Consider the following 19535-nt stretch of genomic DNA (forward strand, 5'->3'; position numbering starts at 1 on the left):
GGGGTCGTGCTGGGGGTCCTGCTCGTTCACCTTGCTCCTCCGGCGCCGCGGACGGCGCGATCGACGTCGGCCAGCGACAGGACGCCGTAGACCGACCCGTCCTCCTGCACCAGCAGGTACTCCCGGGCGGGTGCGCGGTTGAGGGCGGTGACCAGCTCCTCGCCGCGCAGCCCGACAGGGAGGCTGAGACCGGGCTCGAGGCTACGGGCCACGCTGGAGGTCGGCACCCAGGGGCGTCGGTCCTCGGGGGTCGCGACCAGCGCCGCCTCGTTGACCACGCCGACCGGGACCCCCGCGGCGGTCAGGGTCACGATGCCGCCGGCCTGCGCGTCCTGGGCGCGGCGCACCGCCTCGGCGAGCGGCAGGTCGTGCGGGACGCTGAGGGTGCGGCGGGCCAGGCGGCGCGCCTCGAGCGCCGGGAACCGGCTGCGCAGCCGGGCGTTGGCCAGCTCGGCGCTGGCGGTGGTCCAGATGAAGGCGGCCAGCAGGAACGCCACGACGTAGTCGGTGATGCCGGGGCGCAGGTCGAGGACGGCCTCGGCGAGCAGCGGCCAGGCCAGCAGCACGACGGCGGTCGCGCGGCCGGCCCAGGCCGCGACGACGACACCGCGCAGGGCGCTGCCGGAGACCTTCCAGACGGCGGCCTTGAAGACGCGCCCGCCGTCCAGCGGCAGGCCCGGGACCAGGTTCAGCACACCGATCAGCAGGTTGCCGGCGGCCAGGCCGAACAGGAACAGCCCGACCAGGCCCTGGTCGGCCTGCTGGTAGGCCAGCCAGGCCACGCCCCCGACGGCCAGCGACGTCAGCGGGCCGACGACGGCGACCCAGAACTCCTGGCGCGGCGAGCGCGCCTCGCCCTGCACGGCGGTCATCCCGCCGAGGAAGTGCAGCGTGATGGACGGGACCACCGTGCCGAAGCGCCGGGCGACCAGCGCGTGGGAGATCTCGTGCAGCAGGACGGCCAGGTAGAGCAGGGCCGCGAACACCGCCCCGGCGAGGTAGCGCAGCGGGCCGAGCCCGGGGCGTACGGCCTCGACCTGCGGGGCGAGGATCACCGCGAACACCGCCGCGAAGAGCAGCGTCGTGTAGGAGACCAGGATCTGGGTGCCCCCGACGGTGGCCAGCCGTACGGTCCCGACCGGGCGCGGGGCGGACGGCGGGGATGCGGGGACGGACACGTCCAGAACCTACCGGGACGCACGGCGCCGACCGTCGTCGGCGCGGCCTCCTAGGCTCGTCCCGTGACCGCCTCCCTGCCCGCCCCGGCCTCGCCCGCCGAGGCCGTCTCCACCCCGGTCGACGGTGTCGACGTGGTGGGGGCGCTGTCGCCGAGCCGGGCGGTCGACTTCGTGACCTGCCCCCTGCGCTACCGGTTCCGGACCGTGGACCGGCTACCGGAGGAGCCGTCGCTGGACGCCGCCCGCGGGACGCTGGTGCACAAGGTGCTGGAGGACCTCTTCGACGACGCCGCCCCGGACCGGACCCCCGCACGGGCGCGGGGGATGCTCGCGCCGACGTGGGAGGCGCTCGTGGCGGCCGAGCCCGCCCTCGCCGGCCTCTTCGAGGGCGACGGCCCCGAGGTGACGACCTGGCTGGCGTCGTGCGCGACCGTGCTGGACCGGTGGTTCACCCTGGAGGACCCGCGTCGCCTCGAGCCGGCCGAGCGTGAGCTCTACGTCGAGACCGTCACCGCCTCCCGGCTGCTGCTCCGCGGGTTCGTCGACCGCCTCGACGTGGCCCGCGACGGCGCGCTGCGGGTCGTCGACTACAAGACCGGGCGGGCCCCCGGACCGGAGCACGAGGCCAAGGCGCTGTTCCAGATGAAGTTCTACGCCCTGGTGCTGTGGCGCACGCGCGGCGTGGTGCCGGCGGTGCTGCAGCTGGTCTACCTCGGCAACGGCGAGGTGCTGCGCTACCGCCCGGACGTCGACGACCTGCTCGCCACCGAGCGCAAGGTCGAGGCCGTGTGGCGCGCCATCGTCACCGCCCGGGAGAGCGGCGAGTGGCTCCCCCGCCGCGGCGCGCTCTGCCGGTGGTGCTCCTTCCAGGCGCTGTGCCCGGAGTTCGGCGGCACTCCCCCGCCGCTGCCGCAGGACTAGCTGTGATGCCCAGCCAGGTTGTTCAACCTGGTGATGGGTGCGGCCTTCCCGATTGCTGAGTGGGGTCGGTGGTGGTTGTACTGGTGGACCCATGCTGGCAGAGCGGCGAGCCGGGCTGACTCGGAGTTGTAGAACTTCTTGAATGCCCAGTCCTCGGCCAGGGTGCGGTGGAAGCGCTCGATCTTGCCGTTGGTTTGAGGTCGGTAGGGCCGGGTCTTCTTCGGTGTGATGCTGAGTTCGGCGCAGGTCTCGCGCCACAAGTGGGACCTGTAGCAGCTGCCGTTGTCGCTGAGGACCCGTTGGACGGTGACGCCGCGCTGGGCGAACCAGGCGACCGCGTTGCGCAGCACCAGGACCGCGGTTTCCTTGGTCTCGTCGTCGTGGGCCTCGACGTAGGCGACGCGGGAGTGGTCGTCGATCACGGTGTGCAGGTAGCAGGTCCCGATGACTGGGTCGCGGTGCTTGCTGCGTGGTGTGCCGGTGCGCGCCACAGTTGTTGACCGGTTCTTCTGGCCTTGCTGGCGGCCGACGTAGCGCCATCCGCCGCCGTCGGGGACCTTGCCGAGCTTCTTGACGTCGACGTGGAGCAGGTCTCCGGGCTGCTCGTGCTCGTAGCGACGGATCGGCTCCCCGGTGGCACGGTCGATGTGGGTGAGCCGATTGAGGCGGCAGCGGACCAGGACGGCGTGGACGGTCGAGGACGCCATGCCGAGTCGGTCAGCGATCTCGACTGGTCCGAGGCGTTGCTTCCAGCGCAGGTGCACGATCTTGCGGACCACCGGTGCCGGCGTCCGGTTCGGTTGGCGGTGTGGTGCCGAGGACCGGTCGTGCATGCCGTCGGGTCCCTCGTCGCGGTAGCGGTCGGCCCACTTCTTCGCCGTGCGCCAGGAAACGTCGTAGCGCTCAGCAGCACGAACGGGCGGCCATCCCTGGTCGACGATCAGTCGCGCGAGTCGTAGTCGTGCGCGGGGGGTCAGGGCAGCGTTTGCATGGGTAGCGTGGGACACGAAGGCCTCCTTCGGTGGCGGAGCGGTTCCTAGACAGCTCCACTCCACACCGGGGAGGCCTTCGTCCATCTACAGGTCAGATCGTGTCGTCGCAGGATCTCGACCAACGTGCCTGGGCATCACAACTAGCCCGGCCCCGGGTCGACGCGGAAGACCGGCCAGCCGATCACCGTGCGCCAGGCGGCGCTGTCGTCGGTGTCGCGCGGACCGACCACGTAGGTCTCGCGGACGGGGCCGGCGACCGCCAAGGCGTGCTCGGCCACCCAGACGCCGAGCCGCGCGTAGGTCACCTCGATCGTGTCGTGGTCGCCCCGGTGCGTGGTCCGGGCCGTGTCGACCGCCGGCAGCGGCGTGGGCGCCACCCGACCGGTGGTGGGTGGGTCGAGCACGGGCAGGTGGACCAGGGCCTCGCCCCGCCCGGCCGTGAGGAGCGCGTCCTCGAACAGGCCCCCGGGCGGTCCGGTCGGTGCCGGGACGGCGTGGTCGAGCTCGGCCATCGCCCCGGCGTACCAGCCGAGCAGGTCGTCGAGGTCGACCACGGCCCTGACCGCGGCGACGACCTCCGCCGGCTCCGAGCGCAGCTCGACCTCGACGTCCTCCGGCGCGGGGTCCAGGAGCCGGCGCAGGGAGGCGACGGCGGCGCGGGTGCGGTCCAGCTCCTGCTCGAGGCGTCGGAGGTGCCCGGCCACCAGCGCGGCCCGCTCGTCGTGGTCGGTGGTGCGCAGGACCCGCGCGACGTCGGCCAGCGGCAGGTCCAGCCGACGCAGCTGGTGGATGACCTGGGCGGTCGGGACCTGCTCGAGCGCGTAGGACCGGTACCCGGTGACGGGGTCGACGTGCGCCGGCTCGAGGAGGCCCGCGTCGTGGTACCGCCGCAGGGTGCGGACGCTCAGCTGCGTCGTCCGGGCGAACTCGCCGATGGTCAGGGGTGCGGGCACGGCACGACCCTGCACCCTCCCCCGCGGGAGGGTCCAGCCCCTGGACCCTCCCGCAGGGGGAGACCCCACGGTGGTCGGACCCGACCACGCCGCGGTCGACCGATCCCCAGGAGCCCGTCATGGACCACCAGCACCCGCCCGCCGTCACCGCCTACCTGGCCGCCGAGGGCGACGCCACCGCCCTCGCCGCCTGCTTCACCCCGACCGGGGGCGTCAACGACGAGGGCCGCACCCACCTCGGCGCCGACGCGGTCGCGGCCTGGCACGCCGGCGCGTCCACCGCCTTCGAGTACACCTCGACCGTCGTGGGCCAGGAGCGACTCGGCGACCAGGCGTACCGCCTCACCAAGCACCTCGAGGGCGACTTCCCCGGCGGCGTCGTCGACCTCGACCACCTCTTCGCCCTCGACGGGGACAGGATCGCCTTCCTCTTCATCACCGTCCGCCAGGCGGCATCCTGACGACCCGGCCGCTCTCGACTCGTGATCTGGTGCCACCCGCTGACACCTGATCACGACCCGACCGGCCCCGTGGCGCGGCCCACGGGGTGCCACGGTCGATGGGTGATCTGCCTCCACCAGGTGCGTGGAGATCACCCATCGACCCACCGCGCCGGTCTCGTGACGCTCGCTCCTCGACCACCGGGGTCGCCGACTGCCTAGGCCCGGGCGGCGACGTCCTCGGCGGTGAGCTGGTGGGCGGTGATCTCGCCGCGGGCGATCTCCTCGACGTAGTGGCAGGCGACCCGGTGGCCCGGGCGCAGCTCGAGGAGCTCGGGGCGCTCGGAGTCGCAGCGGGTGGGCTGCTTGAAGGGGCAGCGGGTGTGGAAGCGGCAGCCGGCCGGCGGGTCCGCCGGGGAGGGCAGGTCGCCCTGGAGCAGGATCCGCTCGCGGGCGTCCTCGATCTCCGGGTCCGGCACCGGCACGGCCGACATCAGCGAGCGGGTGTACGGGTGCAGCGGCTCGTCGTAGAGGTCGTCGGACTCGGCCTGCTCGATGATCGAGCCGAGGTACATCACCGCCACCTCGTCGCTGACGTGGCGCACCACGGCCAGGTCGTGGGCGATCACCAGGTACGTCAGGCCGAGCTGCTGCTGCAGCTCCTCGAGCAGGTTCAGCACCTGCGCCTGCACGGAGACGTCGAGGGCGGAGACCGGTTCGTCGGCGATGATGAACCGGGGCTCGAGCGCGAGGGCCCGGGCGATCCCGATCCGCTGGCGCTGCCCGCCGGAGAACTCGTGCGGGTACTTCTGCGCCGCCGAGCCGGGCAGGCCGACCTGGTCGAGCAGCTCACCGACCCGGGTCCGCTTGTCGAAGTCGATCTTGTGGGCCTTCAACGGCTCGGTGAGGATCGTCTCGACGCTCTGCCGCGGGTTGAGGCTGGCCAGCGGGTCCTGGAAGACCATCTGCATGTCCTTGCGGGAGGCCCGCAGCTGCTCCCCCGACAGCGCCGAGACGTCCGTGCCGTCGAAGTGCACGGTGCCGGCCGTGATCGGGCTGAGCCGCAGCACCGCCCGGCCGAGGGTCGACTTGCCGCACCCGGACTCCCCCACCAGGCCCAGGCTGGTGCCGGCCCGGACGTCGAGGTCGACGCCGTCGACGGCGCGCACGGCGCCGACCGTACGGCCACCGAAGACCCCGCCCTTGATCGGGAAGTGCACCTTCAGCCCGCGCACCGAGACCAGCGCGTCGCTGGGTGCTCCCGGCGCGTCGGTGTCGGAGGAGGAGGGGGCGGCGCTCACGTGACGGCTCCAGCGGGTCGGGGGGTGGTGGGCTGCTCGACGGGGTGGAAGCAGCGCAGCGCACGCTCGTCGTCGGTCTCGAGCCGCGGCGCACGGCTGCGGCAGTCGTCCTGGACGTGCGAGCAGCGCGGGGCGAAGGCGCAGCCCTCGGTCCACGGCAGCGTCAGGGTGGGCGAGCCCGGGATCGGGGTCAGCGCGGACCCGCGGGGCAGGTCCAGGCGCGGGATGCTGGCCAGCAGGCCCGCGGTGTACGGGTGCCGCGGCCGCTTGAACAGCGGTCCGCGACGCGCCTTCTCCACGATCCGACCGGAGTACATGACGTTCACCTCGTCGCACAGCCCGGCCACGACCCCGAGGTCGTGGGTGATCATCAGCAGCGCGGCGCCCGTGTCGGCCACGAGGTCCTTGAGCACCTCCAGCACCTGGGCCTGGATGGTGACGTCGAGCGCGGTGGTCGGTTCGTCGGCAATGAGCAGCTGCGGCTCGCAGGCCAGCGCGATCGCGATCAGGACCCGCTGACGCATCCCGCCGGAGAGCTGGTGGGGGTACTCCCGCAGCCGGCGCCCCGGGTCGGGGATGCCGACCTTCTCCAGCAGCGCGCGGGCGCGGTCGTCGGCCTCGGCCTTGTCGACGTCCAGGTGGGCCCGCAGCACCTCCCGGAGCTGCACCCCGACCGTGACCACGGGGTTGAGCGACGTCATCGGGTCCTGGAAGACCATCGCGATCTCGCGACCCCGCATCTTCGCCATCGCCTTCGGCTCCAGGGACAGCAGGTCGCGACCGCGGAAGAGCACCTCACCGGAGACCCGGGCCGATCGCTTCGGCAGCAGCCCCATCACGGCCAGCGAGGTCACCGACTTGCCGCTGCCGGACTCCCCGACCAGGCCGACGTGCTGGCCGGGCCGCACCGAGAAGGACACCTCGTCGACGGCGACCACGTCGGGTCGGCCACGGCCGCCGAAGGCGATCCGCAGGTCGCGGACGTCGAGCAGCGGTGCGTCCTGGTCGGGTGCGGCAGCAGGGGCTGGTGTGGACGCGGGGGGCGTGGCGCTCACCGGGGTCACCTCCGGGTCCGGGGGTCGAGGGCCTCGCGCATCGCCTCGCCCAGCAGCGTGAAGCCGAGGGCGGTGATGGCGATCGCGAAGCCGGGGAGCAGGGCGAGGCGGGCGGCGGAGTCGAAGCGCTCCTGGGCGGCGACGAGCATCCGGCCCCACTCCGCGACGGCGGGGTCGGACTCCCCCAGCCCGAGGTAGGACAGGGCGGCGACCTCGATGATCGCGGTCGCGAGGTTCAGCGTGGCCTGCACGATCGTGGGCCCGATCGCGTTGGGCACCATGTGCCCGGCCACGATCCGCCGCTTGCGGAGCCCGAGGGCCCCGGCGGCCAGCACGTAGTCGGCCTTGCCCTGCGAGAGCATCGAGCCCCGCAGCAGCCGGGCGAAGATCGGCACCTGCGCGACGCCGATCGCGATCATCACGGCGTACGCGTTCTGGCCGAGCACGGCGACGATGCTCACCGCCAGCAGCAGGCTGGGCACCGAGAGCATGATGTCGACGAAGCGCATCACCGCGTTGTCGACCCAGCCGCCGATCCGGCCACCGAGCGCGCCGAAGCCGCCGGCGAGGGCGCCCAGCCCGGCGCCCAGGGTGAGGCCGATGGCGGTGGAGACCACGCCGTACAGCAGGGACTGGCGCGCGCCGTAGACGAGCTGGGTCCACATGTCCGAGCCGTAGCGGTCCAGGCCCAGCCAGTGGTCCTCGGACGGGCCCGGCACCGTGAGCGGGGTGACCTGGCCTGCGTCCTCGGCCGCACCCGGCTGGTAGGACGTCAGCAGCGGCGCGAACACCGCGACGAGCACGAAGAGCAGGATGATGACCGCGCCGGCGATGGCCGTCGGGTTGCGCCGCAGCCGACGGAACGCGCCGCGCCACAGGCCGACGCCGGGCTGGTCGGGGGCGAGACCGTTGTCCCCGGCGGGGTCCCCGCCGGGGGTGGCGGCCGCACCGGCCGCGGGGGGCAGGGTGACGCTCACGAGACCCTCACCCTCGGGTCGATGACGCCGTACAGCAGGTCGACGACCAGGTTGATCAGCGAGTAAATGACGGCGATGAAGATGATGAACCCCTGGAGGACCGGGAAGTCGCGGGTGGAGATGGCCTGGAAGAGGTAGCTCCCGATGCCGTTGAACCCGAACACGGTCTCGGTCAGCACCGCCCCCGACAGGAGCAGGCCGGCCTGCAGGCCGATCGTCGTGACCACCGGCAGCAGGGCGTTGCGCAGGACGTGCCGGCGGCTGATGGTGCCCCGGGAGAGCCCCTTGGACTCAGCGGTGCGGACGTAGTCCTCGTGCAGCACCTCGGCGACCGAGGCCCGGGTGATCCGCACGATGATCGCCAGCGGGATCGTGCCGAGCGCGATCGCCGGCAGCGCCAGGTGGAGCATCGCGTCCCACGCGGCGTCCCACTCGCGGGTGAGGAACCCGTCGAGGACGTAGAAGTTGGTGATGTGGGTGGCGTCGATGCGCGGGTCCTGCCGCAGCGCGGTCGGCAGCCAGCCGAGCCAGTCGGCGAAGACCAGCTTGAGCAGGATGGCCAGGAAGAACACCGGCGTGGCCACCCCGAGCAGGGAGCCGGAGACCACCGCGGTGTCGAGCAGCCGCCCCTGGTTGCGGGCGGCGAGGTAGCCGAGCGGGACGCCGACGACGATGGCGAAGACCATCGCCGTCAGCGCCAGCTCGACGGTGGCGGGGAACCGGTCGGCGAACGTGGTGAGCACGTCGGCCCCGCTCTGGATGGAGCTCCCGAAGTCCCCCTGCAGCAGCGCCTTGACGTAGGTCAGGTACTGCTGCAGGAGGGGCTGGTCGAAGCCGTAGGCCTCGTTGACGGCCACGATCGCCTCCGGGGTGGCCCGCTCCCCGAGCAGGGAGCGGGCGGGGTCCCCGGGAAGTGCCCGCACCCAGGCGAACAGCAGCACGGAGAGTCCGAAGAGGACCGGCACCATCAGGGCCAGCCTCCGGAGGGCGAATCGCAGCATCGACGACCTTCGGGTCTAGGAGGGGAGGACGGGGGTCAGCCCCGGGTCACTCCTGCACCGAGACGGCGTTCCAGACCTCGTCCTGCACGGGGCTCTGCTGGTAGCCGTCGACGTCCGGGCCGAAGGCCAGCGACGGGACGGGGTGCGCCAGCGGGACGCCCGGCAGGTAGTCCATGATCTCGGCGTTGATGTCCTCGTACAGCGGCTCCTGCTCCTCGGGGGTCGGCAGGCTGCGGGCCTCGCTCAGCGCGTCGAAGAGCTCCGGGTTGTCGAAGCCCCACTCGTTGCTCTCGGCCCCGAAGAAGACCCCGAGGAAGTTGTCGGTGTCGTTGTAGTCGCCGGTCCAGCCCAGCAGGTGGATGCCGTGCTGGTCGGTGCCCTGGATCTTCTCGAGGTAGTCCGGGCTCCAGGCGTCGGCGACCGGCTTGATCTCCAGGCCGACGGCCTCGAGCTGCGAGCGCACCACGTTGAAGGTGTCCTCGGGCTGGGGCATGTACGGCCGGCTGACCCCGGTCGGGTAGTTGAACTCGATGGTGGCGCCGTCGGCACCGGCGTCGGCCAGCATCTGCTGGGCGAGCTCGGGGTCGTACTCGTACTCGGTGACGTCGTCGTTGAAGCCCATCACGATGTCGGGCACGAACTGCGTGGCCGGCACGGTGCCCTCGGGCATCGAGGCGCTGATGATCTCGGGGATGTTCAGCGCGTGGGCGATCGCCTGGCGCACCATCGGGTCGTCCAGCGGCTCCTGCGCCTGGTTCATGCCGAGGTAGAGCACGTTGAAGGGGTCGCGGTCGACGACCTGGAAGCCCTCCTCCTCGAGCGGGGCGACGTCGGCGGGACCGACGAGGTCGTAGCCGTCAATCTCCCCGCTGCGCAGCGCGTCGGCCCGGGCGGTCGGGTCCTCGATGGCCACGACGACGGCCTCGTCGACCAGGGCCACGTCGCCCCAGTAGTCGTCGTTGCGGGCCAGGGTGACCTGCTGGCCGCGGTCCCACGAGTCGAGCGTGAAGGGACCGGTGCCGGTGGGGCGCTCGGTGGAGTACTCGCTGTTGCGGGGGTTGCCGGCCGCGTCGTTCTGGTACTCCTCGAGCGCCGTGGGGCTCTGCATCGAGAAGGCCGGCAGGGACAGCGCGGCGATGAAGCCGGCGAAGGGCTTGGCCAGGGTGACCGTGGCGGTGAGCTCGTCGTCGGCCGAGCAGGACTCGTAGATGGCGTCCCCGGCGTCTGGGCCGGTCGCGAAGCCGCGGAAGAGCGAGATGTAGTAGTAGGTGAGGTCCTCGGTCTGCGCCGAGCGCGGCATGTTGTACCAGCGCTCGAAGTTCGCGCAGACGGCCTCGGCGTTGAACTCCGTGCCGTCGTGGAAGGTCACGCCCTCCTGCAGGTCGAAGGTCGTGCTCAGGCCGTCCTCGGAGGTCTCCCAGCCGGTCGCCAGCAGGGGCGCGGGGTCCGCGGTGCCCGGCTCGGTGCCGACGAGCCCCTCGAAGATCTGCCGCGAGACGCGGAAGCTCTCACCGTCGGAGGCGAAGAACGGGTCCAGCGTGACCGGCTCGGCGGAACCGGCGAAGAGGAAGGTGCCGCCGCTCTGCTCGCTGCCGCCCTCGCTCTCCTCACGGTCGCTCTGGGCGCACCCGGACAGGACGAGCGCGGTGGCGGCCAGCCCGATCAGGCCGCTGCGCGTGGGAATTGGTGCGAGTCGCACTGGACACCTCACATCTTCGCGTCCCGCCCGGATGACGAGACAGATCCTGCGGGACACTAGTACGAGTGGTGTCCCGGGTCACCAGGCCACCACGCCGCGCCGGGTCGCGGTTCGGCAACGATCCGGCCGCGACCGGCCGGAGTGCTCAGCGGGAGCGGGAGCCGCGGCCGTCGCGGCGCGTCAGCGGCACCAGGTCGGCGGGGCCGATGCCCTGCAGGCTGTCGGCGAAGGAGAGCCTCGAGGCCGGCGGCACCGGCACGTGGTGCGGCACGACCAGCACCGGGCAGCCGGCCGCGGCCGCGGAGGCCGCACCGGTCGGCGAGTCCTCGATCGCCACGCAGGCCCGCGGGTCGAGCCCCAGCAGCGTCGCGGCTCGCAGGTACGGGTCGGGGTGCGGCTTGCCGCGCGGGACCTCGTCGCCGGTCACCACGTGGGCGAAGGACCCGGCCGGGAGCTGCTCGAGGACCGGCTCGACGAAGCGACGCCACGACATCGTGACCAGCGCGCACGGCACGCCGGTCTCCCCCAGGGCGCTCAGCAGCTCGCGCGCGCCCGCGCGCCAGGGCACCTCGCGCGCGACCTTGCGCACGACGCCGTCGAGCAGCAGCTCGACGATCTCGCGCGGCGAGAGGTCGAGCCCCATCCGCTCCCGGATGTAGACGCCCGAGTCCATCAGGTCGCTGCCGACCAGCGCCATGGCGTCGTCGTGGGTCCACGTCGCGCCGTGGCGGTGCGCCAGCTCCTGCTCGGTCTCGATCCAGTACGGCTCGGTGTCGACCAGCGTGCCGTCCATGTCCCACAGCACCGCCGCGGGCAGGGCGACGGTCGACTCAGTCATCGGGGTCGTAGCCGAGGTTGGGCGAGAGCCACCGCTCGGTCTCGGTGACGCTCCAGCCCTTGCGCTCGGCGTAGTCGGCGACCTGGTCGCGACCGATCCTGCCCACCACGAAGTACTGCGCCGCGGGGTGGCTGTAGTAGATGCCGGACACCGAGGCACCCGGCCACATGGCCATCGACTCCGTCAGCGTGATCCCGGTGGCCTTCTCCGCGTCGAGCAGCTCCCAGATCGTGAGCTTCTCGGTGTGGTCCGGGCACGCGGGGTAGCCCGGGGCCGGGCGGATGCCGTCGTACTTCTCGGCGATCAGGTCCTCGGGCGAGAGCCCGGCGTCGTCGGCGTGGGCCCAGAACTCGGTCCGCACCCGCTGGTGCAGGCGCTCGGCGAACGCCTCGGCCAGCCGGTCGGCCAGCGACTCGAGCAAGATGGCGTTGTAGTCGTCCTGGTCGGCCTGGTAGGCCGCGACCCGCTCGCCCAGGCCGATCCCGGCCGTCACCGCGAAGGCGCCGACGTGGTCGGGCAGGCCGGTGGCCAGGGGCGCGACGTAGTCCGACAGCGCGCGGTGCGGGACCCCGGCGCGGTGCTCGCCCTGCTGGCGCAGCTGGTGCAGCACCGCCCGACGCTCCTGGCGGTCCCCGTCGGCCCAGACCACGACGTCGTCGCCGTCGGCGTTGGCCGGGAACAACCCGTAGACCCCCCGGGCGGTCAGCCACTTCTCCGCCACGACCTGGTCGAGCATCTCCTGCGCGTCGTCGTAGAGCTTGCGCGCGGTCTCGCCGGTGGTCGGGTTGTTCAGGATGTCGGGGAAGCGGCCCTTCATCTCCCAGGCGTTGAAGAACGGCTGCCAGTCGATGTACTCGCGCAGCTCGGCGAGGTCGTAGGCCTCCAGCTGGTGCACCCCCGGCGTGCGCGGCAGCGGCACCTCGTAACCGCTCCAGTCGATCGGCGTGGCGTCGGCGCGCGCGTCGACGTACGGCAGGAGCTTGCGGGTGCCCTTGCCGGCGTGGCGGGTGCGCAGCGAGTCGTAGTCGGCCTGCACCTCGCCCATCAGCTTCTCGCGACGCTCGGGGCTGAGCAGGGCGGCCGCGGTCGGCACCGAGCGGGAGGCGTCCTTGACCCAGACCACGGGGCCGTCGTACTTCGGGTCCACCTTGACCGCGGTGTGGGCGCGCGAGGTGGTCGCCCCGCCGATCAGCAGCGGGATCGTCATCCCCTGGCGCTGCATCTCGGTCGCCAGGGTGACCATCTCGTCCAACGACGGGGTGATCAGGCCGGACAGCCCCACGATGTCGGCCCCGACCTCGCGGGCGGTGTCCAGGATCTTCTGCGCGGGCACCATCACCCCGAGGTCGATGACCTCGTAGTTGTTGCACTGCAGGACCACGCCCACGATGTTCTTGCCGATGTCGTGGACGTCGCCCTTGACGGTGGCCATGACGATCGTGCCGTTGGTCTCCTTGGCGGTGGCCAGGGCCGGGTTGTCGAGCTTCTCCTGCTCGATGAAGGGGATCAGGTAGGCCACGGCCTTCTTCATCACCCGTGCCGACTTCACCACCTGGGGCAGGAACATCTTGCCCGCGCCGAACAGGTCGCCGACGACGTCCATGCCCGACATCAGCGGGCCCTCGATGACCTCGATCGGCCGGCCCCCGCGGGCCTCGATCTCGGCGCGCAGCTCCTCGGTGTCGGACTGGACGTGGGCGTCGATGCCCTTGACCAGGGCGTGCGTGATCCGCTCCCCCACCGGGAGCCCGCGCCACTCCTCGGCGGCGACCTCGGCGACCTCGCCCTCCAGGTTGTGCGCCTCGGCGATCTCCAGCAGCCGCTCGGCGGCGTCGGGACGCCGGTTCAGCACGACGTCCTCGATCCGCTCGCGCAGCTCCGGCTCGACCTGGTCGTAGACCACCAGGGCGCCCGCGTTGACGATGCCCATGTCGAGCCCGGCGTCGATGGCGTGGAAGAGGAACACCGCGTGGATGGCCTCGCGGACCGGGTTGTTGCCCCGGAAGGAGAACGAGACGTTGGAGATGCCTCCCGAGACCTTGGCGCCGGGCAGGTTCTGCTTGATCCAGCGGGTGGCCTCGATGAAGTCGCGGCCGTAGGAGGCGTGCTCCTCGATGCCGGTGGCCACGGCGAAGACGTTGGGGTCGAAGATGATGTCCTCGGCCGGGAAGCCGACCTCGTCGACCAGGATCCGGTAGGCCCGCTCGCAGATCGCCTTGCGGCGCTCGAGGTTGTCGGCCTGGCCGTCCTCGTCGAAGGCCATCACCACCGCGGCGGCGCCGTGGCGGCGCACGACGTGCGCCTGCTCGCGGAACTTCTCCTCGCCCTCCTTCATGGAGATCGAGTTCACGATCGACTTGCCCTGGACGCACTTCAGCCCGGCCTCGATCACCTCGAACTTGGAGGAGTCGACCATCACCGGCACGCGGCAGATGTCGGGCTCGGCGGCGACCAGCTTGAGGAAGCGGTCCATCGCCGCGACCCCGTCGATCATGCCCTCGTCCATGTTGACGTCGATGACCTGCGCGCCGTTCTCGACCTGCTGGACCGCCACCGCGAGGGCGGTGTCGTAGTCGCCGTCCCTGATCAGGTTGCGGAAGCGGGCCGAGCCGGTGATGTTGGTGCGCTCGCCGACGTTGACGAACAGGCTGTCGTCCTCGACGGTGAACGGCTCCAGGCCCGAGAGGCGCAGCGCCGGGCGCACCTCGGGCACCTCCCGCGGCGGACGACCCTCGACGGCGCCGGCGATCGCGCCGATGTGGTCCGGCGTGGTGCCGCAGCAGCCGCCGACCATGTTCAGCAGCCCGGCGTCGGCGAACTCGCGCAGGATCGCGGCGGTCTCGTGGGAGGCCTCGTCGTACTCGCCGAAGGCGTTCGGCAGCCCCGCGTTCGGGTACGCGTGCACGAAGGTGTCGGCGATCCGGGACAGCTCGGCGAGGTGCGGGCGCATCTCCTGGGCGCCCAGGGCGCAGTTCAGCCCGACCAGCAGGGGCCGCGCGTGGCGCACGGAGTTCCAGAACGCCTCGGCGGTCTGGCCCGACAGGGTGCGTCCGGAGGCGTCGGTGATCGTGCCCGAGATGACGACCGGCCAGCGGCGGCCCTCGGCGGCGAAGACCTCCTCGATCGCGAAGATCGCGGCCTTGGCGTTGAGGGTGTCGAAGATGGTCTCGACGAAGATGACGTCGGAGCCGCCGTCGAGCAGGCCGTGCATCGCGGTGGTGTAGGCGGCGACGAGGTCGTCGAACTGCACGTTGCGCGCGCCGGGGTCGTTGACGTCGGGGCTGATCGAGGCCGTGCGCGTGGTCGGGCCGAGCGTGCCGGCGACGTAGCGGGGCCGCGCGGGGTCGGCGGCGGTGACCTCGTCGCAGATCCGGCGGGCCAGGCGGGCGGACTCGAGGTTGAGCTCGTAGGCGAGGTCCTCCATGCCGTAGTCGGCCAGCGAGATCGCGTTGGCGTTGAAGGTGTTGGTCTCGACCAGGTCGGCGCCGGCCTCGAGGTACTCGCGGTGGATGCCGCCGACGATGTCGGGCTGCGTCAACGTGAGCAGGTCGTTGTTGCCCTGCAGGTCGCGGTGCCAGTCGGCGAACCGGTCGCCGCGGTAGCCGGCCTCGTCGGGGCGGTCGCGCTGGATCGCGGTGCCCATGGCCCCGTCGACGACCAGGATCCGCTCGCGCAGCACCGCCTCGAGGGCGGCGGTCGGGTCCGGCCGGTGGTCCGGCCGGCTGACGCGGGTGACGGGGACGGTGGTGTCGCTGGCGGTGTCGCTGGCGGTGTCGCTGGAAGGCACCCGAGCTCCTCTCGTGCAGGTCTCACGTGGTGGACCGTCGTCTCACCGCGTGTCCATCGTGTCACCAGGGGCGGCACCGGCCGTAATCCCCGACGCGGTCTCCTAGGCTGTGCCGGTGATCGAGATCTCGCACACCACGGACCTGGTCGACCCGGTGGTGATCGCGGCCTTCGAGGGCTGGAACGACGCCGCCGAGTCCGCCTCCTCCGTGGTCGACCACCTGATGCACGTGTGGGGCGCCCGGGTGGTCGGCGCGATCGATCCCGAGGAGTTCTACGACTTCCAGGTCAACCGCCCCTACGTGGGCACCGACGAGACCGGCTTCCGCCGGCTGACCTGGCCGACGACGCAGATCGCGGTGGCCTCGCCGCCCGACCTGGACCGCGACGTGATCCTGGTCCGCGGCATCGAGCCCAACATGCGCTGGCGCCAGTTCTGCGCCGAGCTGCTGGCCGCGGTCGACGAGCTCGGCGGCGAGCTGGTGGTCACCCTCGGCGCGCTGCTCGCCGACACCCCGCACACCCGCCCGGTGCCGGTCAGCGGCACCGCGACCGAGCCGGAGCTCGTGGACCGGCTCCGCCTGGAGCAGTCGACGTACGAGGGCCCGACCGGCATCGTCGGCGTCTTCCAGGACTCCTGCGTGAAGCTCGACATGCCGTCGGTGTCCTACTGGGCGGCGGTGCCGCACTACGTGGCGCAGCCCCCGTGCCCCAAGGCGACCCTGGCGCTGATCGGTCAGCTCGAGGAGCTGCTCGAGGTGTCCATCCCGCTCGAGGACCTCGCCGAGGAGGCCCGGGCGTGGGAGCGCGGCGTCGACGAGCTGGCCGAGGACGACGAGGAGGTCGCCGACTACGTCCGCAGCCTCGAGGAGACCCGGGACACCACCGACCTGCCGGAGGCCTCCGGCGAGGCGATCGCCCGGGAGTTCGAGCGGTACCTCAAGCGGCGCCGCGAGGACGGCTGAGCGTCCTGCGCGACCGCCGGGTCAGAGGCTGAGGCCGAGCGCGGCGTCGAGCACCGCGTGGATCGTCGAGGACGCCTCCGGGTCGCCGGTGTCGGCGAGCCCCTCGGTGCCCAGGGTCGCGTCGACCCAGCGCTGCACGGCGGCGACGGCGGTCGGGGCGTCCAGGTCGTGGGCGAGCGCGGCGAGCACCTCCTCCACGACCGGCAGCGCGGGGGCGCCCGCACCGAGGGCCAGCGCCCGGCGCCAGGTCGCCAGGGTGTCGACGGCGTCGAACAGCTCGGCGTCGGTCCACTCCCAGTCGGAGCGGTAGTGGTGGCGCAGCAGGGTCAGCCGGATCGCCATCGGGTCGACGTCGCTGTTACGCAGCGCCGAGACGAAGACCAGGTTGCCGCGCGACTTCGACATCTTCTCGCCGTCGTAGCCGACCATCCCGGCGTGGACGTAGGTCTGCGCGAACGGCACGCCCGGGTGGACGACCTGCGCGTGCCCGGCGCACATCTCGTGGTGGGGGAAGATCAGGTCGCTGCCGCCGCCCTGCACCTCGATCGCGCCTCCCAGGTGCTCGGTGGCGATCGCGGCGCACTCGACGTGCCACCCGGGGCGCCCCGGCCCGAACGGGCTGTCCCAGGACGGCTCGCCCGGTCGCTCGGCGCGCCAGACGACCGGGTCCAGCGGATCCTCCTTGCCGGCGCGGTCCGGGTCGCCGCCGCGCTCGCCGGACAGCGTCAGCATGGTGTCGCGGTCCAGGCCGGACTCCTGGCCGAAGGCGGGGTCCGAGCCGACGCGGTGGTAGAGGTCGCCGTCGACGGCGTAGACCGCACCGGCCTCCTGCAGCTGCTCGATCATCGTCACGACCAGCGGGATGGACTCCACGGCGCCGACGTAGGCGTCCGGCGGGAGCACCCGCAGCGCGGTCATGTCGTCGCGGAACAGCTGCGTCTCGCGCTCGGCCAGCGCGCGCCAGTCCGTACCGACCTTGGTGGCGCGCTCCAGCAGGGGGTCGTCGACGTCGGTGACGTTCTGCACGAACGCGACCTCGCGCCCCGCGCTGCGCCAGGCCCTGTTCAGCAGGTCGAAGCCGACGTAGGTGGCGGCGTGGCCGAGGTGCGTGGCGTCGTACGGGGTGATCCCGCAGACGTAGAGGCGGGCGGGGCCGTCGGTCGGGGACGGCGTCTGCAGGCGGCCCGTCGTGGAGTCGTGGACCGCGACCGGCGGGCCGGCGGCGGGCAGGGCGGGCACCGCGGGGGCAGACCAGGAACGCATGGGCGCAGCCTAGAGGTGCCGGATCAGAACGGCGGCCACGGGATGGCGGGGTACTCCCCCCGCGGTGCGGGGAAGCAGCCGCGGTCCAGCAGGCGGCGTGCGCGCTGGTCGACGCAGGCGATCTCGAGGTCGGTGAGGTGGTCGGCCAGGGCCGCGCCGAGCCAGCCGCCGAGGGCCTCGCGCACGCGCAGCACGCCGGAGACCTCCTCGTCGCTCAGCGCGTCCCCGCGCCAGCCCCAGAGCACCGTGCGCAGCTTGTGCTCGTGGTGCAGGGCGACGCCGTGGTCCACGCCGTAGCGGTGACCCCCGGTCATCTCCAGCACGTGCCCGCCCTTGCGGTCGGCGTTGTTGACCAGCACGTCGAAGACGGCCATCCGGCGCAGCGGGGCGGTGTCCTCGTGGACCAGCGTGACGGCGCGGTCCATCTCGTCGAGACCGTCGAAGACCGAGAGGTAGCCGTCGGGCAGCTCCCCCTCGCCGACGATGGTGACGGCGTCCTGCTCGGGGTCCGGCTCCTGCCAGCGCTGCACCATGCCCAGGCCGTGCGGGCCCTCGGCCAGCCAGGTCTGCGGCACCACGTCCCACCCGGTGGCGCACGAGACCAGGTAGGCGGCGACCTCCCGGTCGGCCAGGGTCCCGTCGGGGAAGTCCCACAGCGGCCGCTCGCCGGCGGCCGGCTTGTAGACCACCGGCACCCCGCCGAGGTCGCCGAGGAAGGTGGCGTTCGAGGCCGGCATGATCCGACCGCGGAGCTCGAGGTCCCCCGTCGGGACCGCCTGCTCCTCGGGGGCGCTGCTCACGCGGGGTCGCGGCGCTTGAACCCGTTCGCGCGCACGCACAGGTGGCCGTCGGGGTCCACCGCGATGCCGCAGAACGGGCACGACGGGCGGCCGGCCTCGAGCACCTGCTCGGTGCGCTTGACGAAGGCACGGGCGGTGCCCGGCTCCAGCCGGACCAGCATCATCTCGTCGGGCTCGGGCTCGTCGGCCTCGTCCTGGTCGGGGCCGACGACGGCGGTCTCGACGAACGGGAAGACCTCGATCACCACGCGCTCGTCGTCGGGGTCCCACGACAGCGTCATGGTGCCGGCGCGGAACTCCTCCTCGATCGGCTGCTCGAGCGGGGCACCGTCCTCGAGAGCGACCGGGGCGACCGCGGGCACCAGGCCCTCGGTGCTCTCGCTGGTCATCACCTCGTCGAGCAGCTCGTCGACGCGTTCGGCGAGCGCGGCCACCTGCTGCTTCTCCAGCGCGACGCTGACGATGCGCGGCCCGGACCGGGCCTGGAGGAAGAAGGTCCGCGAGCCCGGCTCGCCGACGGTGCCGGCGACGAAGCGCTCGGGAGGGTCGAAGCCGTGGACGATGGGCATGTCGCTCACCCTATGACGTGCCCGAAGGGTGGGCGCGTCAGGCCGGGCCCGCTCCCCCGCCGACGGCGGCGTCCTGGGGCGCGGCGGCCTCCTCGCCGTCGGCCTGCGGGCTCGGCGCCATCCACGACAGGTCGCCGGCGTGGGTGTTGGAGGCCACGACGTACGGCCGGCTGCCGGTGTAGCGCACGATCGAGACCGACGCCGGGTCCACCGTGATCCGCTGGAACAGGTCGAGGTGCATGCCGAGGGCGTCGGCCAGCACCGCCTTGATCAGGTCCCCGTGGCTCACCGCCACCCACACGCCCCCGTCGCCGTGGCTGGCGGTCACCGCGGCGTCGTGGCGGCGTACGGCGGCCACGACGCGTGCCTGCATCGTCGCCATCGACTCACCGCCCGGGAAGGTCACCGCGGAGGGCTGCGACTGCACCGTCGACCACAGCGGCTCCTTGGCCAGGTCCTTGAGCAGCCGGCCCTGCCAGTCGCCGTAGTCGCACTCCACCAGGCCCTTGTCGGTGCTGAGCGGGACCTCGGGACCGTCGTCCGGGCGGGCGCGCAGGATCTCGCGGGCGGTCTGCTTGCAGCGCTCGAGCGGGCTGCTGACGACACCGGCGAGCGGCACGGGCCCGAGCCGCTCGGCGGTGCGCCGGGCCTGGCCGACGCCGGTCTCGTCCAGACGGACCCCGGGCGTCCGCCCCGCCAGGGTGCCGCTGGCGTTCGCGCTGGTGCGGCCGTGGCGGACGAGGATGACGGTGGCCATGGCCGCGAGCCTAGGGCGCGCCCGGTGGCGTGCCCGCGCG

At 72.6% G+C, this 19535-nt stretch carries 17 protein-coding genes; 3 read left to right on the top strand and 14 right to left on the bottom strand.

Features of this window, described 5'->3' with window-relative positions; all coding sequences use genetic code 11:
* Positions 1–26: 26 nt before the first annotated feature.
* Positions 27–1178 (bottom strand): site-2 protease family protein, encoded by a 1152-nt coding sequence (locus ENKNEFLB_RS11975; RefSeq protein WP_214055641.1) that lies wholly within the window; start codon positions 1176–1178, stop codon positions 27–29.
* 63 nt (positions 1179–1241) lie between these two features.
* Between ENKNEFLB_RS11975 and ENKNEFLB_RS11980 the strand changes: the two genes are divergently transcribed.
* Entirely contained in the window at positions 1242–2099 is an 858-nt protein-coding gene (locus ENKNEFLB_RS11980; RefSeq protein WP_214055642.1) for a RecB family exonuclease, read from the top strand.
* Here ENKNEFLB_RS11980 and ENKNEFLB_RS11985 read toward each other — a convergent pair.
* Positions 2096–3106 carry an IS481 family transposase gene (locus ENKNEFLB_RS11985; RefSeq protein ID WP_214055643.1) on the bottom strand — a complete coding sequence of 337 codons (1011 nt, stop codon included), beginning with the start codon at positions 3104–3106 and terminating at the stop codon, positions 2096–2098. The two genes, ENKNEFLB_RS11980 and ENKNEFLB_RS11985, sit on opposite strands and share 4 nt — an antisense overlap.
* Positions 3107–3231: 125 nt before the next feature.
* Positions 3232–4044: a MerR family transcriptional regulator gene (locus ENKNEFLB_RS11990; protein WP_246535501.1), complete on the bottom strand. Its 813-nt coding sequence runs from the start codon at positions 4042–4044 to the stop codon at positions 3232–3234.
* 119 nt (positions 4045–4163) lie between these two features.
* On the opposite strand from ENKNEFLB_RS11990, the gene ENKNEFLB_RS11995 reads away from it, so the two are divergent.
* Positions 4164–4505 (top strand): hypothetical protein, encoded by a 342-nt coding sequence (locus ENKNEFLB_RS11995; RefSeq protein WP_214055644.1) that lies wholly within the window; start codon positions 4164–4166, stop codon positions 4503–4505.
* Positions 4506–4702: 197 nt separating this feature from the next.
* Here ENKNEFLB_RS11995 and ENKNEFLB_RS12000 read toward each other — a convergent pair whose 3' ends face one another.
* From ENKNEFLB_RS12000 to metH, 7 genes are all read right to left on the bottom strand, one after another.
* Positions 4703–5785: an ABC transporter ATP-binding protein gene (locus ENKNEFLB_RS12000; protein ID WP_214055645.1), complete on the bottom strand. Its 1083-nt coding sequence runs from the start codon at positions 5783–5785 to the stop codon at positions 4703–4705.
* Positions 5782–6840, bottom strand: coding sequence for an ABC transporter ATP-binding protein (locus tag ENKNEFLB_RS12005; RefSeq protein WP_214055646.1), 1059 nt, complete (start codon positions 6838–6840; stop codon positions 5782–5784). The genes ENKNEFLB_RS12000 and ENKNEFLB_RS12005 overlap by 4 nt, the downstream gene beginning before the upstream one ends.
* A 5-nt stretch (positions 6841–6845) precedes the next feature.
* Positions 6846–7817: an ABC transporter permease gene (locus tag ENKNEFLB_RS12010; protein WP_246535502.1), complete on the bottom strand. Its 972-nt coding sequence runs from the start codon at positions 7815–7817 to the stop codon at positions 6846–6848.
* Positions 7814–8818: an ABC transporter permease gene (locus tag ENKNEFLB_RS12015; protein ID WP_214055647.1), complete on the bottom strand. Its 1005-nt coding sequence runs from the start codon at positions 8816–8818 to the stop codon at positions 7814–7816. Before ENKNEFLB_RS12015 ends, ENKNEFLB_RS12010 begins: the two co-directional genes overlap by 4 nt.
* Positions 8819–8864: 46 nt before the next feature.
* On the bottom strand, positions 8865–10517 hold the full coding sequence (locus ENKNEFLB_RS12020; protein WP_214055648.1) for an ABC transporter substrate-binding protein: 1653 nt from the start codon (positions 10515–10517) through the stop codon (positions 8865–8867).
* Between the two features lie 145 nt (positions 10518–10662).
* Positions 10663–11355, bottom strand: a complete 693-nt coding sequence (locus ENKNEFLB_RS12025; protein ID WP_214055649.1) for an HAD family hydrolase — start codon at positions 11353–11355, stop codon at positions 10663–10665.
* Positions 11348–15142 carry a methionine synthase gene (gene metH / locus ENKNEFLB_RS12030; protein ID WP_214055650.1) on the bottom strand — a complete coding sequence of 1265 codons (3795 nt, stop codon included), beginning with the start codon at positions 15140–15142 and terminating at the stop codon, positions 11348–11350. Before metH ends, ENKNEFLB_RS12025 begins: the two co-directional genes overlap by 8 nt.
* A 115-nt stretch (positions 15143–15257) precedes the next feature.
* On the opposite strand from metH, the gene ENKNEFLB_RS12035 reads away from it, so the two are divergent.
* A complete protein-coding gene (locus ENKNEFLB_RS12035) occupies positions 15258–16106 on the top strand; it encodes a PAC2 family protein (RefSeq protein ID WP_214055651.1) in 849 nt (282 codons plus the stop codon).
* A gap of 21 nt (positions 16107–16127) precedes the next feature.
* On the opposite strand, the gene mshC is transcribed toward ENKNEFLB_RS12035, so the two are convergent.
* The 4 genes from mshC to ENKNEFLB_RS12055 are packed head-to-tail and all read right to left on the bottom strand — an operon-like array spanning position 16128 to position 19495.
* Positions 16128–17369: a cysteine--1-D-myo-inosityl 2-amino-2-deoxy-alpha-D-glucopyranoside ligase gene (gene mshC, locus ENKNEFLB_RS12040; protein ID WP_214055652.1), complete on the bottom strand. Its 1242-nt coding sequence runs from the start codon at positions 17367–17369 to the stop codon at positions 16128–16130.
* A 23-nt stretch (positions 17370–17392) separates the two neighbouring features.
* Positions 17393–18169, bottom strand: a complete 777-nt coding sequence (locus tag ENKNEFLB_RS12045) for an SCO1664 family protein (protein ID WP_246535503.1) — start codon at positions 18167–18169, stop codon at positions 17393–17395.
* Entirely contained in the window at positions 18166–18738 is a 573-nt protein-coding gene (locus ENKNEFLB_RS12050) for a DUF3090 domain-containing protein (RefSeq protein WP_214055653.1), read from the bottom strand. Before ENKNEFLB_RS12050 ends, ENKNEFLB_RS12045 begins: the two co-directional genes overlap by 4 nt.
* Positions 18739–18775: 37 nt before the next feature.
* Complete coding sequence (locus tag ENKNEFLB_RS12055; RefSeq protein ID WP_214055654.1) at positions 18776–19495, bottom strand: histidine phosphatase family protein; 720 nt, start codon at positions 19493–19495, stop codon at positions 18776–18778.
* Positions 19496–19535: the final 40 nt, after the last annotated feature.

The organism is Nocardioides aquaticus (assembly GCF_018459925.1).
GTDB classification, from domain to species: Bacteria; Actinomycetota; Actinomycetes; order Propionibacteriales; family Nocardioidaceae; genus Nocardioides; species Nocardioides aquaticus.

What these genes read in the sequence shown, in the direction of transcription:
- mshC (WP_214055652.1), bottom strand. Translation starts at nt 17,369, where the DNA reads ATGCGTTCCTGGTCTGCCCCCGCGGTGCCCGCCCTGCCCGCCGCCGGC.
- ENKNEFLB_RS12055 (WP_214055654.1), bottom strand. Translation starts at nt 19,495, where the DNA reads ATGGCCACCGTCATCCTCGTCCGCCACGGCCGCACCAGCGCGAACGCC.
- ENKNEFLB_RS12025 (WP_214055649.1), bottom strand. Translation starts at nt 11,355, where the DNA reads ATGACTGAGTCGACCGTCGCCCTGCCCGCGGCGGTGCTGTGGGACATG.
- ENKNEFLB_RS11995 (WP_214055644.1), top strand. Translation starts at nt 4,164, where the DNA reads ATGGACCACCAGCACCCGCCCGCCGTCACCGCCTACCTGGCCGCCGAG.
- ENKNEFLB_RS12015 (WP_214055647.1), bottom strand. Translation starts at nt 8,818, where the DNA reads ATGCTGCGATTCGCCCTCCGGAGGCTGGCCCTGATGGTGCCGGTCCTC.
- ENKNEFLB_RS12050 (WP_214055653.1), bottom strand. Translation starts at nt 18,738, where the DNA reads ATGCCCATCGTCCACGGCTTCGACCCTCCCGAGCGCTTCGTCGCCGGC.